The organism is Kitasatospora sp. NPDC059646 (assembly GCF_042734615.1).
Taxonomy (GTDB): domain Bacteria; phylum Actinomycetota; class Actinomycetes; order Streptomycetales; family Streptomycetaceae; genus Kitasatospora.
The window spans coordinates 14,108-27,215 of sequence record NZ_JBHWDS010000037.1; the positions used below are offsets into that span (position 1 = coordinate 14,108).

Consider the following 13,108-nt stretch of genomic DNA (forward strand, 5'->3'; position numbering starts at 1 on the left):
CTGGCGACTGACGGACCGTCGGGACCCTCCGTCGCAGCTCGGGCGGGCCGGGGTCGCTCGGGTGCGTCGGGCCGCTCGGGTGCGTCGGGCCGCTCAGGTGTGCCCGGGCCGCTCAGGTCCGCTCGGCGAGGACGAGGTAGCGGGTCGGCTCGTCGGTGTAGGAAAGCGGTTTCCAGCCGGTCCCGGCGAGCAGCGGGAAGAGCCGCTCGCGGGCCCGCAGGTCGTCCGGGGTGACCGGGCGGCCCTGCCGGGCGGCGAGGGCGGCCCGGCCGAGCGGATGGTAGAGCGCGAGGCGGCCGCCGGGGCGGGTGACACGGGCGAGTTCGCGCAGGCCGGTGCCGGGGCCCGGCAGGTGGGAGATCAGACCGGCCCCGAAGACCAGGTCGGCGACCGCGTCGGGCAGCGGGAGCCGGGTGCAGTCGGCCTCGATCAGCGCGGCGTCGGCGCGGTGCGCGGCGGCCTGTTCGAGCATCTCCGGCGTGAGGTCGACGCCGAGCACGGTGCCGGACGGTCCGACGGCGGCGCGCAGCAGCGGCAGCGCCCGGCCGGTGCCGCAGCCCGCGTCGATCACGAACTGGCCGTCCGTCAGGCCGGTGTCGGCGATCGCGGCGGCGTACCGCGGGCTGTCGTCCGGGTACTTGCCGTCCCAGCGGGCGGCGCGCTCGGCGAAGAAGGCGCGGGTGTCGGCGAGTTCCCGCGCGTGGGCGTCGGCGGGGGCGGTGGCGGGGCCGGTCGCGTCGGCGCCGGCGGTCGGGTCGGCGGGCTGCGGAGTCTCCATGGCGGCAGGGTACTTGGGCGGTGGCCGTGACCCGGAGCGGCCGCGCTCGTTGATGGGGCGGGCGCGAAGGGGCGGCGCAGGCTCACTCGGACGGGTGATCAAAGGGCCTGGTGGGGGCGGCCGCCGAGACCCCAAGAGTAAAGTTAGCCTTACCTAACTTTCCAAGGGAGTTCCGCTGTGACCCTCACCGTCGGCACCGCCGCCGCGCCCGCCGGCGACGCGATCCTGCGCCGCCAGCGCGTCCGCGAGTCGGCCGCCCGCACCTACGCCCGGTCCTTCCCGATCGTCCCGGTGCGCGCGAACGGCATGACCGTGGAGGGCGCCGACGGCCGCCGCTACCTGGACTGCCTCTCCGGCGCCGGCACCCTCGCCCTCGGCCACAACCACCCTGTGGTGCTCCAGGCGATCCGCCGCACCCTGGACAGCGGCGCCCCGCTCCACCTGCTCGACCTCGCCACCGCCGAGAAGGACGACTTCACCACCGCACTGTTCGACAGCCTGCCCGAGAGCTTCGCCGTCAGGGCCCGGATCCACTTCTGCGGCCCGGCCGGCACCGACGCCGTCGAAGCCGCCCTCAAACTCATGCAGACCGCCACCGGCCGCCGCGGCGCGCTCGCCTTCACCGGCGCCTACCACGGCATGACCGCCGGCGCGCTCGCCGTCACCGGCAACACCGCCGTCAAGGCCCCGCTGCCCACCGCCGGCGACGTCACCCGGCTCCCGTACCCCTACGCCTACCGCTGCCCGTTCGGCATCGGCGGCGACCGCGGCGCGGAACTCGCCGCCGCGTACACCGAGCGCCTCCTCGACGACCCGTCAGGAGGCGTCCTCCCCGCCGCCGCGATGATCCTCGAACCCGTCCAGGGCGAGGGCGGCGTCGTCCCCGCCCCCGACGGCTGGCTCCGCGAGATGCGCCGGATCACCGCCGAACGCGGCATCCCGCTGATCGTCGACGAGGTGCAGACCGGCGTCGGCCGCACCGGCCGGATGTGGGCCGTCGAACACAGCGGCATCGAACCCGACGCGATGGTGCTCTCCAAGGCCATCGGCGGCAGCCTCCCGCTCGCCGTCGTCGTCTACCGCGAGGAGTACGACGGCTGGCAGCCCGGCGCCCACACCGGCACCTTCCGCGGCAACACCCTCGCCATGGCCGCCGGCGCCGCGACGCTGCGCCACATCGCCGCCAACGGGCTGGCCGCCCGCGCCGAGGCCGTCGGCGCCCGGATCACGGCCCGGCTCGACGGCGCCCGCGACCGCCTCCCCGTGATCGGCGACGTCCGCGGCCGCGGCCTGATGCTCGGCGTCGAACTCGTCGACCCCGCGGGCGAACCCGACAGCTGCGGCGCCCGCCCCGCCGACCCGGCCCTCGCCGTCCGGGTCCGCGAAGCCTGCCTCGCCCGCGGCCTGATCGTCGAACTCGGCGGCCGCCACGACGCCGTCCTGCGGCTGCTCCCGCCGCTCACCATCACCGACGAGCAGGCCGACGCCGTCCTCGAACGGCTCTGCGACGCCGTCGAGTTCGCGATGCGGCAGACCGACGGCGCCGCCTGAGCGCAAGACCGGGGGCACCGCCCGAGCGCAGCACCGGACGCCGCAGCGGCGGCCGGATCCGACAGTTGGGAGTGGTGGAAGAAGTGAGCGGGTTAACCGAACTCTCCGGCGGCGTGGCCGGTCCCGAGGCGCTGCGGCCGCTGGTCGCCCAGACCCTGGCGGCCCTGACCGCCGGGGCGGTGCGGCGCGGCGGGCCGGTGATCGCCGGAGAGCCGGACGCGGTCGCGGAGGCGGTCCGGGTCGCCCTCGCCGATGCCCGGGGGCCGGGCGCACTCGGCCAGTTGGTGGAGCTGCTGGCGCACGGCGCCGCCGACCCGGCGGACCCGGCGTGCGCGGCGCACCTGCACTGCCCGCCGCTGGCCGTCGCGGTCGCCGCCGACCTCGCGGTGAGCGCCCTCAACCCCTCCCAGGACTCCTGGGACCAGGCCCCCGCCGCCACCGCCCTGGAGAGCGAACTCCTCGCCGAACTCGCCGCCTCGGTCGGCTTCCGGCCGGACCGCGCGGCGGGCGTGCTCACCACCGGCGGCACCGAGTCCAACCTGATGGGCCTGATGCTCGCCCGGGACCAACGCCTCGGCCCCGACGTCGAGTTGAACGGCATCCCGGGCAACGTCCGCCCCCGGATCCTGGCCTCCGAGACCGCCCACTTCTCCGTCCAGCGCGCCGCCGCGCTGCTCGGCCTCGGCGAACACGCCGTCCGCGCCGTCGCCGTCGACCGCCAACTCCGCATGGAACCCGCCGCGTTGGCCGACGCCTTCGCCGAGGCCGGCTGGGAGGGCGCCACCCCGATCGCCGTCGTCGCCACCGCCGGCACCACCGACACCGGGGCCGTCGACCCCCTGCACGACGTCGCCGACCTCGCCGCCCGGCACGGCACCTGGCTCCACGTCGACGCCGCGTACGGCGGCGGCGCGCTCTTCTCCGACCGCCTCGCCCCGCTGCTGGACGGCATCGACCGGGCCGACTCCGTCGCCCTCGACTGGCACAAACTCGGCTGGCAGCCCGCCGCGGCCGGCGTCTTCCTGGTCCGCGACGCCCGCACCTACGCCTCCCTCGCCCGCCGCGCCGTCTACCTCAACCCGGCCGACGACGAGGACGCCGGCTACCCCAGCCTGCTCGGCCAGTCCCTGCGCACCACCCGCCGCCCCGACGCCTTCAAACTCGCCGTCACCCTGCGCGCGCTGGGCCGCGACGGCCTCGGCGAACTGGTCGACCGCTGCCACGACCTGGCCCTGCGAGCAGCCGCACTCGTCCGCGCCGAACCGGAGTTGGAACTGCACTGCGACCCGGTGCTGACCACCGTGGTGTTCCGCTACGCGACCGCGGACAGCGACCACGTCAACGCCGAGCTGCGCCGCCGCCTGCTGCGCACCGGCCGGGCCGTGGTCGGCCGCACCGAACTGCCCGGCACCGGGCCCGGCCGGATCCGGCTGAAGCTGACGCTGCTCAACCCGCACACCACCGAGCGGGAAGTGGAGGCGCTGCTGGCGGCCGTCGTCGAGAGCGGCCGGGCGGTCGCTGGCGCCACCTGACCGGGCCTCAGACGCCCTTCAGCAGGATCTCCCTGAGGGTCTCCCACTGCTCCGGGTCGGAGGCGACCAGCAGGCCGTTGGTGCCGCCGGGAGGCTCCGGCAGGTAGGGCGAGCCGTCGAAGCGGGCGGAACGGCCGCCGGCCTCGGTGATCAGCAGCGAACCGGGGGCGTGGTCCCACGGGAGGGTGCGCCAGTACAGCACGAAGTCGCGCTCGCCGGTGGCGACCAGCGGGTACTCGATGCCGGCGGCCCCGCGACCCGGGTCGAGCGGGCCCAGGGCGCGGGCGTTGGCGAGCAGGTGGTGACTGGTGGGAGGGGCGAAGTAACGGGTCTTCAGAATGCCGGTCCAGGACTCCGGGGGAGTGGTGACCTTCTCGCGCACCAGCCGCTCCCCGTTCCGCCAGGCCCCCGCACCCAGCTCCGCGGTGTACGCGGTACCGGTGCACGGCTGCCAGATCCACGCGGCGACGGCCTGCCCCCCGCGGACCAGCGACGCCATCACCGCGTACGAGGGCTGGCCCGCGACGAAGTTCCTGGTGCCGTCGACCGGGTCGACCAGCCACGCGGCGGGCTCGTCCAGCAGCGCCCGCGCGAGAGCCGGGTCGGCGGCCACGGCCTCCTCCCCGACGACGGGGACGGGCAGCAGGTCGCGCAGGCGGCGGGCGATGATCCGCTCGGCGTCCCGGTCCGCGACGGTGACGATCTCGCCCGGGGCCTTCTCCATCACCTCACCCGCGGCCAGCGCCCGGAACCGGGGCTCGACCGCCTCCGCCGACGCCTCCACGAGGATCTCGGTGACCTTCTCCATCAACACGCCCGGGCTCCCTTCGCCGCCCTCCACTCTCCCATGCCGGGGTGTGACGGGTGGTGCGCAGGTGGCTGGTGGGGCATGGAGGGGGGCCGGGGCCGGTGGAGGGGCGGGTCCGGTGGGGGGTGGTGCGTGGGTGGCCGCGGGGTGGGGAGGGTGCCTGCGGCGGTGGGAGGGGGAGGGGTGTGGCGGGTGGTGCGCGGGTGGCTGGTGGTGCGCGACTCCGAGTGGTCCGTCCGCTTCGGCCGGGCTATTCGGCGGCGAGGCGGTCGTACTCGGCGCGGACCCGGCGGTCCATGGCGAGGGCGAACTGGGCGTCGTTGACGGCCCGGGCGAGGGGGCGGATGCGGTGGATGCGGTCGGTGAGGCGGGCGGCTTCGGCGGGGGTGAGGTCCTGGACGTGGGTGAGGGCGCCGAGCAGCCGGTCGCGGATGAGGCCGACGAAGATGTCGGCCATCGCGTCGGCGTACTCGCTGGCGTGCCGGCTGACCTCCAGGACGGCGGCGAGCGGCACGCCCTCGTCGACCAGGGCGACGGTGGCGTCCATCAGGCGGCGGCTGATGTGCGTGATGCCGTCGGCGTCGACGGTGATGAAGCCCTGGGCGAGGGACTCGGCGGTGTTGGCCTCGGTCAGCTGGTCGCCGAACGCGGCGCGCAGCTCGTCCCAGCTCAGGTGGACGGGCGTCTCGTCGGACCAGGGGGCGACCAGCGCGGCCTGGAGGCCGATCAGTTCGGCGACGTCGCGCCCGTCCTCGCCGGCGCCGATCAGTTCGGCGATGCCGCCCAGCGCGTGGCCGCGGTCCAGGAGTTCGGCGATCAGGCGCAGCCGGGCGAGGTGCTCGGGGCCGTACCAGGCGATCCGGCCGGCCTTGCGGGGCGGTGGGAGCAGGCGGCGTTCGCGGTAGAAGCGGACGGTGCGCACGCTGATGCCGGCCGCCTCGGCGAGTTCGGCGATGCGGTACTCGCGCGGGGGTTCGCGGTCCTTCTCGATCTCCGCCACGCCGGTCAGCATAGGGCCGCCGGGGCGGGGGCGGACATACGCGGAATCGACGGCGTCGGCGCTATTCCACTCGGTGTCAATAAGGGCTACTCTGCCCAACGCGCCAGTGATTACTGGCAACGTCCAGGACTCCACCAGCAGACCGCTGCGCCACCCGCGCACCACCCCGCGCCACCCGCGCAGCTCCGCCCCGCACCACCCGCGGTGCCTCGCACCGCCCCGCACCACCCTGCGTTGCACCGCGCCGCCCCACGCCATTCGCGCTTGCATCGCATCGCACCGGCCCGTGCCGCCACACCCCCGCCAGGAGGCCCGCCCATGGCACCCCGTACGAAGAAGCAGCCCACCACCGAACCCACCCCCGCCGGAACGCAGCCGGAGGCCGGGACCGGGCCGGACGCCGCGCCGCAGGCCGTGCCGCACGTGCGGGTCGCCGTCGTCGGCTCCGGCTTCGGCGGTCTCGGCGCCGGAGTCCGGCTGCGCCGGGCCGGGATCACCGAGTTCGTGATCCTGGAACGCGCGGACTCGGTCGGCGGCACCTGGCGCGACAACTCGTACCCGGGCTGCGCCTGCGACGTGCCCTCGCACCTGTACTCGTTCTCGTTCGCGCCGAACCCGCAGTGGCCCCGGGTGTTCTCCGGACAGCCGGACATCCGCGCCTACCTGGAGAAGGTCGCCGACACCTTCGGGCTCCGCCCCCACCTGCGGTTCGGCGCCGAGGTCACCGAGCTGCGCTGGGAGGAGGAGCACACCCGCTGGCGGGTCACCACCCGTGCCGGGAGCTGGACCGCCGACGCCGTGATCTCCGCCGCCGGGCCCCTCGCGGACCCGCAGATACCCCAACTGCCCGGCCTGGACGGCTTCCCCGGCAAGGTCTTCCACTCCTCCCGCTGGGACCACGACTACGACCTGACCGGCAAGCGGGTCGCCGTCGTCGGCACCGGCGCGTCCGCCGCGCAGATCATCCCCGCGATCCAGCCCGTCGTGGGCAGCCTGACGGTCTTCCAGCGCACCCCGGCCTGGGTCCTGCCGCGTGCCGACCGCGAGGTCACCGGTGTGGAGAAGTGGCTGCACAGCAAGCTCCCGCCCAGCGGGCTGCTGCGCCGCTCCGCGCTGTTCGTGATCCGCGAGCTCCAGGTGGACGCCTTCGTGCGCCGCCCGCAACTCCTCAAGCTGGTCCAGCAGGTGGCGCTCCGTCACATGCACCGGGCCGTCGCCGACCCCGCGCTGCGGGCCAAGCTCACCCCGGACTACCGGATCGGCTGCAAGCGCATCCTGCTCAGCAACACGTACTACCCGGCACTGGCGGCGGCGAACACCGAGGTGGTCGCCTCCGGTCTGCGCGAACTCCGGGGCAGCACGCTGGTCGCCGCCGACGGCAGCGAGCACGAGGTCGACGCGATCGTCTTCGGCACCGGCTTCCACGTCACCGACCTGCCGATCGCCGAGCGGGTCCACGGGATCGGAGGCATGCCGCTGGCCGAAGCGTGGAAGGACGGTATGGAGGCGCTGCGCGGATCCACCGTGCGGGGCTTCCCCAACCTGTTCTTCCTGATCGGTCCGAACACCGGCCTGGGCAACAACTCGATGATCCTGATGATCGAGTCCCAGTTGAACTACGTGATCGACGCGCTCACCACCCTCGACTCGCTCGGTGCGACTGCCATGCAGCCCACCGAACGCGCGCAGCGCCAGTGGAACCTGGAACTCCAGCACCGGATGAGCCGCACGGTGTGGACCACCGGCGGCTGCCGCAGCTGGTACCTCGACCAGGACGGCAAGAACACCGTCCTGTGGCCGGCCTCCACCAGCGCCTTCCGCCGTGCCACCCGGCACGTCGACCTCGCCGAGTACGAACTCCTCAAGCGCACAGCCCCGTCGGGCGACGCGCTCGACCCCGAGGCGGTGCCCGTATGAGCCCCCGTATCCCCGCCGACTGCGTGCTGCCCGACCCGGCGGCCGTCCACACCGTCCGCTCCGCCGACGGCGCCGAACTCAACGCCGAGGAGTACGGGCCGGAGGGCGCACCGCTGCTCGTGCTCGCCCACGGCTGGACGTGCGCCACCACGTTCTGGGCGCCCGTCATCAACCGGCTCGCCGCCGACTTCCGGGTGGTGGCCTACGACCAGCGCGGACACGGCCGCAGCCCCGCGCCGGCCACCGCCGCCGGGTACGGCGCCGACAAGCTCGCCGAGGACCTCGAAGCGGTGCTCATCGCGACCGTCCCGGCCGGGCGGCGCGCCGTGGTGGCCGGCCACAGCATGGGCGGCATGACCATCATGGCGGCCGGCGGACGCCCCGAGGTGGCCGCCCGCACCGCCGCCAACGTGCTGTTCAACACCGGCGCCGGCGAACTCGTCGACGAACAGACGGTGCTCCCGGCCTTCGTGCGCGGCCGCAGGCTGCGGCGCCTGCTGAGCCGGCCGGTGCTCCAGTCGCGGCTGTCGCTCGGACCGATCAACGGCATCAGCCGGGCCGTCCTCAAGTACGCCACCATGGGCCCCGCCACGCCCGCCGACCGGGTCCAGGCCTGCGCGCAGGTGGTGCACGCCTGCCCGCCGAAGGTGCGCCACCACTGGTCGATCGTGCTGGACGTGCTGGACGTGCACGCCCAACTGGCCCGGATCACCGCGCCGACCGCCGTCGTCACCAGCAGCAACGACCGGCTGACGCCGCCGGTGCACTCGCGCCGGATCGCCGCCGCCCTGGCCGACCCGCGCGGCCTGCTGGAACTCCCCGGTGCCGGCCACATGAGCCCGCTGGAGCGGCCCGCCGAGGTCGCCGACGAGATCCGCCGGGTCGCCGCACTGGTCGCCGACGAGCTGTCGGCGGCCCCCGCCGCCGTTGACCGCGCCGTTGACGCCGACGGCGCTGCCGTTCCCGAAATCCCGTCCCAGTCCGCCGCCGTGGAGGAGACCGCATGACCCCGCCGCTGTCCTCGCAGGTCGTCGTCATCACCGGAGCCGCCCGCGGCCTCGGCGCGCTGATGGCCCGCAAGCTCGCCGACCGGGGCGCCAAGGTCGCGCTGGTCGGCCTGGAGCCCGCCGAACTCAAGGCGGTCGCCGCCCAGTGCGGCGAGCACGCCTCCGCCTGGGAGGCCGACGTCACCGACCTGGACGCGATGACCGAGGTCGCGAACCGGATCAAGGACCGCTACGGGCGGATCGACACCGTGGTGGCCAACGCCGGCATCGCGCTCGGCGGCCCGATGCAGGACAGCGACCACCGGGCCTGGAGCCGGGTGATCGAGGTCAACCTGCTGGGCTCCGTCGCCACCGCCCGGGCCTTCCTGCCCGCGCTTGCCGAGAGCCGCGGCTACCTGCTGCAGATCGCCTCGCTGGCCGCGCTCACCCCCGCGCCGCTGATGTCCGCCTACTGCGCCTCCAAGGCCGGGGTCGAGTCCTTCGCCCACGCGCTGCGCGCCGAGGTCGCCTACCAGGGCGTCAAGGTCGGCGTCGGATACCTCAGTTGGACCGACACCGACATGGTGCGCGGGGCCGACGAGGACGCGGTGCTGCGGCAGATGCGGGCCAAGCTGCCCTGGCCCGCCAACAAGACCTACCCGATCGGCCCGGCCGTGGACCGCCTGGTGGCCGGCATCGGCCGCCGTTCCGCGCACGTCTACGCGCAGGCCTGGCTGCGCGGCATGCAGCCGATCCGGGCCGTGCTGCCCGGCCTGATCGCCGCGGTCGGCTCCCGCGACGTGGCCCGGCTCGCGCCCCAGCTGAAGGCCACCGCCGACACCCGCCTGCGTCCGGTCGGAGCGGGCGGCCAGGCCGACCAGAAGGCCCGTGCCGGCAAGGCGGAGTGACGGTCGGTCGGAGCACCACGCGACGGCGACCGTCGCATGACGGCGACCGCCCTGTGACCACGACCCTGACATGATGACGAGCGGACAATCGGCCCAGGGAGGCCGATTGTCCGCTCGTCACATTCGGACGGTCCCGTGGTCGGACCGCGTGGCGGTGCGGGGCGGCGGAATCAGCTGCCGTGCACCGACAGCTCGTACAGCGAGTACCCCCACTGGGTGGCCCGCGCCGTGCCGTGGAAGCGCACGTACCGGGCCGCCGTCGGGGCGAACGCGGCGGTGTCGAGCCCGCCGTCGCCCGCCGACGTCGACCAGACGGTGCGCCAGGTGCTGCCGTCCGTGGACACTTCGATCCGGTAGCCGGCGGCGTAGGCGCGCTCCCAGTCCAGCGTCACCCGGTCCACGGTGCGCACCGCGCCCAGGTCCACCCCCAGCCACTGGTCGTCGCTCCAGTCGCTGGCCCAGCGGGTCGAGCGGTCGCCGTCCACCGCCCGGCCGGGCTGGTAGGAGGTGAACGGGTTCCACTCCGAGGAGCTGGCGGAGGCCGCCGCGCCGGTCGCCAACTCCCGGCCGGCGGAGTACCGTTCGGTGGCCCGCCAGGTGCCGAGGTAGGACTGCGCCCCCTTCATCAGGTCGTCCACCACGCCCTGGCCGCCGCTCAGTCGGATCTGCTCGATCCAGTCCGGCAGCAGTCCGGCGTGCGCCACACCGTCCGTGTTGACGTCCCAGGTGCGGGAGCCGGTCACCTGACGGTCCAGCACCGAGCCGCCGTCCGCGCTGCGGAACGGGTAGGTCACCGCGTTGGGCGCGCCCGTGCCGACCGGGCCCGGCCAGCCGCCGACGCCGTTCAGGTCGCTGCCGTAGCCGTAGCCGACCCGGTACTGGTCGCGCAGCGCCTTGGTGCGGTTCGCCTCCGCCACGAAGCCGTTCGCGTCGTGCGGGTACTGGGCCGCGAACCCGCCCAGCTTGTACAGGCGTTCGGTCCAGTTGAGGTCCATCCAGCTGTGGCTGGAGATCACTCCCGGGTAGGCCTGCGACTCGAGCACCTCGAACGCGCTCCTCGCCGCCTTGACGCTCATGTGGTCGACTTCCAGCATCATGTGGCGCTTCATCATGCCGCGCAGCGCGTAGTCGCCGAGCTCGGTCAGCCCGCGGGTGTTGCACTGCGCGGACGCCGAGTACGTGGGCAGCTCCACCCCGGCCGGCAGCATCCCCCGGGCCAGTGCGGTGGGCAGCCCGATCGGGTTGTCGTGCTGCGGGCCGGTGCACTGCTCGGTGGTCCAGAAGGTGCCGGTGGACAGGAACTGCCCGGCGTTCACGGCCACTCCGGTAGTGCCCTCGTCGAACCGGACCCCGCACAGCGCGTTGTCGAACTTGTGGCAGAGGAACATGCTGCGGACACCGAGCGCGTACAGCTCGTCCAGCCCGCGGTCGATCGCTGCCCGGTCGCACTGCGGCACGTCCAGGATCTGCTTGCACCCGAACGGCTCGGAGGTCTCGACTCCGAGCACGACCGCCAACTTGCCCTGCTCGACCACCGATCGGGCCTGATCGGAATCGGTCACGATGCGGAACCAGCCCTTGCCGGGGCCGCCGTACATCGCGTCGACGTACGCCTGGAGTTCGTACGACTCACGCGCCTCGGTGCGGATGGCGTCCATCTCGTCGCAGCCGCGGTCCTTGTACGGGTAGATCGAGCACAGCAGGCCGTTGGTCACCAGGTCGTTGACCAGGATCCGCTCGCCGCCGCGCCAGGCGCGCTCCACCCAGGCGTAGTAGTCCTGCTGGTGGCTGAGCGAGTCGTGGGCCGGCCAGTCGGCGAAGGTCGGCCAGCCGACCGGGTCGTGGTGGCCGTCGGCGCCGCCGGTGACGTTCTCGAAGAGGGCGAGCGAACCGTCCGGGTAGTGCTCCGGGCAGTCCTTCAGCGCGTCCGCGACGCCCTGCGGGGAGAACGCGGCGCCGCAGATCACCCGGCCGCCGAAACCCTCGGCGGACATCAGGTGGTTGTGCGCGTCGACGAAGCCGCGGACGCTGCCGTCGGCGGCCGTGCCGCGGAACGGTTCGCCCGTCACGTTGATCTGCGAGTCCGGCGCCGGCCGCGCGGTGGGATTCCACCACCCGTCGGCGGCACGGGCGTTGGGGCCAGGCATGGCGCCACTGACCAGCGCCGCCGCGAGCAGGAGCAGCGGCAGCAGGCGGGCGAGGACGTTCCTGGCGCGATGGTTACCGGTCATGGTCACCTCTCGGCTCGGGGGAGGCGGCGGGTTTCCCGAGAATCCCGAGCTGTTGACGGTCCGTCAATAGTTCGGACGGGATTACTTACCGGTCAGTATCAAGTGCTATGGGGGGATGCCCCGGGGGAGTTCCGGGAGCCGTGGGGGCGGGTGCCGGGTGAGCCGACATGTCGACAGGTCGTCAGGTGCTCGGGTGGTGGGGCGGCCGAACGTGCGACGGGCCCGGCCCCGTGGAGACGGGGCGGGCCCGAGTGGGCGAAGGCGCGCCGGCCGTCAGGACCGCCGGGGTCGGGGACGGGCCGGGCGCGCGACTTCTATGGAGCGGGGGCGAAGCTGGAACAGCATCAGTTTCTCCTGGACGAGGCGGACGCCGCGTGGGACAGCGGCGTTTGCCCGAAACCGTAGGGTGATCCGACCAACGCCACGACGGGGCGCGCCGCCCTCGCCCCGCGCATCCCTCGAAGAGCCGACGGCCCTGCGGGGCCGGGTCGGTGCGACGGCCGGCTACCGCCCGGTACGGTCGGGCCCATGACCACAGCTCTCATCACCGGCGCCACCGCCGGCATCGGCGCCGCCTTCGCCCGCCGCCTCGCCCGCGACGGCCGCGACCTGGTGCTGGTCGCCCGCGACACCGAGCGCCTGCGGCAGTCCGCCGAGGAACTCGCGGGCCGCTACGGCGTCCAGGTCGAGACCCTCGCCGCCGACCTCGCCACCGACGTCGGCATCGGCGCCGTCGAGGAGCGGCTGCGGGACGACGCCCGGCCCGTCGACCTGCTGATCAACAACGCCGGCTTCGGCAACCGCGGCGCGTACCTGGACGTTCCGGTCCAGGACGAACTCGACATGCTCAAGGTCCACGTCGAGGCCGTGCTGCGCACCACCACGGCAGCCGTCCCCGGGATGCGCGAGCGCGGCTTCGGCGGGATCGTCAACGTCGCCTCGGTGGCGGCGTTCGTCCCGCGGGGCACCTACGGCGCGACCAAGGCATGGGTCGTCAACTTCACTCTCGGCATCGCCCGCGACCTGGCCGGCAGCGGCGTCCGGCTCCAGGCCCTCTGCCCCGGCTTCACCCGGACCGAATTCCACCAGCGGGCCGGCATGGGCACCTCCTCCATCCCCGCCTGGGGCTGGCTCACCGCGGACCGCGTCGTCGACGAGTCCCTCCGCGACCTCGCCCGCAACCGCCCGCTCTCCGTCCCCGGCAAGCGCTACAAGGCCGCCGTCACCGCCGCCCGGATCCTCCCGCTCGGCGGCCTCGGCGGCCTCTCCACCAAGGCGGGCCGCGACTACAGGACCGGCTGACCCTCCCGGGGCGCGGGGAAGCGATCCCGCCGACACCTCCACGGCCCGCACACGTCCCCGCGCCCCGTTCTCGCACCCGCCCGCCCCGCCCGTCG

Annotated in this window: 10 protein-coding genes; 6 read left to right on the forward strand and 4 right to left on the reverse strand. The window is 74.3% G+C overall.

Going from position 1 to position 13,108, the window contains the following annotated elements:
• Positions 1-112 precede the first annotated feature (112 nt).
• Positions 113-778, reverse strand: coding sequence for a class I SAM-dependent methyltransferase (locus ACFV1L_RS24125; RefSeq protein ID WP_380369079.1), 666 nt, complete (start codon positions 776-778; stop codon positions 113-115).
• Positions 779-955: 177 nt separating this feature from the next.
• On the opposite strand from ACFV1L_RS24125, the gene ACFV1L_RS24130 reads away from it, so the two are divergent.
• Positions 956-2,329 carry a diaminobutyrate--2-oxoglutarate transaminase family protein gene (locus ACFV1L_RS24130; RefSeq protein ID WP_380369081.1) on the forward strand — a complete coding sequence of 458 codons (1,374 nt, stop codon included), beginning with the start codon at positions 956-958 and terminating at the stop codon, positions 2,327-2,329.
• Positions 2,330-2,412: 83 nt separating this feature from the next.
• Positions 2,413-3,861, forward strand: coding sequence for a pyridoxal phosphate-dependent decarboxylase family protein (locus ACFV1L_RS24135; RefSeq protein ID WP_380369084.1), 1,449 nt, complete (start codon positions 2,413-2,415; stop codon positions 3,859-3,861).
• A gap of 7 nt (positions 3,862-3,868) precedes the next feature.
• Here ACFV1L_RS24135 and ACFV1L_RS24140 read toward each other — a convergent pair whose 3' ends face one another.
• Together ACFV1L_RS24140 and ACFV1L_RS24145 are read right to left on the reverse strand one after the other, a co-directional pair.
• The gene (locus ACFV1L_RS24140; RefSeq protein ID WP_380369203.1) at positions 3,869-4,669 is read right to left on the reverse strand and encodes an inositol monophosphatase family protein; all 801 of its coding nucleotides are present in this window, start codon (positions 4,667-4,669) and stop codon (positions 3,869-3,871) included.
• 250 nt (positions 4,670-4,919) lie between these two features.
• The gene (locus tag ACFV1L_RS24145) at positions 4,920-5,669 is read right to left on the reverse strand and encodes a MerR family transcriptional regulator (protein ID WP_380369087.1); all 750 of its coding nucleotides are present in this window, start codon (positions 5,667-5,669) and stop codon (positions 4,920-4,922) included.
• A gap of 318 nt (positions 5,670-5,987) precedes the next feature.
• Here ACFV1L_RS24145 and ACFV1L_RS24150 point away from each other — a divergent pair, with 318 nt between their 5' ends.
• The 3 genes from ACFV1L_RS24150 to ACFV1L_RS24160 are packed head-to-tail and all read left to right on the forward strand — an operon-like array spanning position 5,988 to position 9,480.
• Positions 5,988-7,586, forward strand: coding sequence for a flavin-containing monooxygenase (locus ACFV1L_RS24150; protein WP_380369089.1), 1,599 nt, complete (start codon positions 5,988-5,990; stop codon positions 7,584-7,586).
• Positions 7,583-8,593, forward strand: coding sequence for an alpha/beta fold hydrolase (locus ACFV1L_RS24155; RefSeq protein WP_380369092.1), 1,011 nt, complete (start codon positions 7,583-7,585; stop codon positions 8,591-8,593). The genes ACFV1L_RS24150 and ACFV1L_RS24155 overlap by 4 nt, the downstream gene beginning before the upstream one ends.
• The gene (locus ACFV1L_RS24160; protein ID WP_380369095.1) at positions 8,590-9,480 is read left to right on the forward strand and encodes an SDR family oxidoreductase; all 891 of its coding nucleotides are present in this window, start codon (positions 8,590-8,592) and stop codon (positions 9,478-9,480) included. Before ACFV1L_RS24155 ends, ACFV1L_RS24160 begins: the two co-directional genes overlap by 4 nt.
• Before the next feature lie 170 nt (positions 9,481-9,650).
• Here ACFV1L_RS24160 and ACFV1L_RS24165 read toward each other — a convergent pair whose 3' ends face one another.
• Positions 9,651-11,711, reverse strand: coding sequence for a discoidin domain-containing protein (locus ACFV1L_RS24165; protein ID WP_380369098.1), 2,061 nt, complete (start codon positions 11,709-11,711; stop codon positions 9,651-9,653).
• Positions 11,712-12,239: 528 nt separating this feature from the next.
• On the opposite strand from ACFV1L_RS24165, the gene ACFV1L_RS24170 reads away from it, so the two are divergent.
• The gene (locus ACFV1L_RS24170) at positions 12,240-13,013 is read left to right on the forward strand and encodes an SDR family NAD(P)-dependent oxidoreductase (protein ID WP_380369100.1); all 774 of its coding nucleotides are present in this window, start codon (positions 12,240-12,242) and stop codon (positions 13,011-13,013) included.
• Positions 13,014-13,108 lie beyond the last annotated feature (95 nt).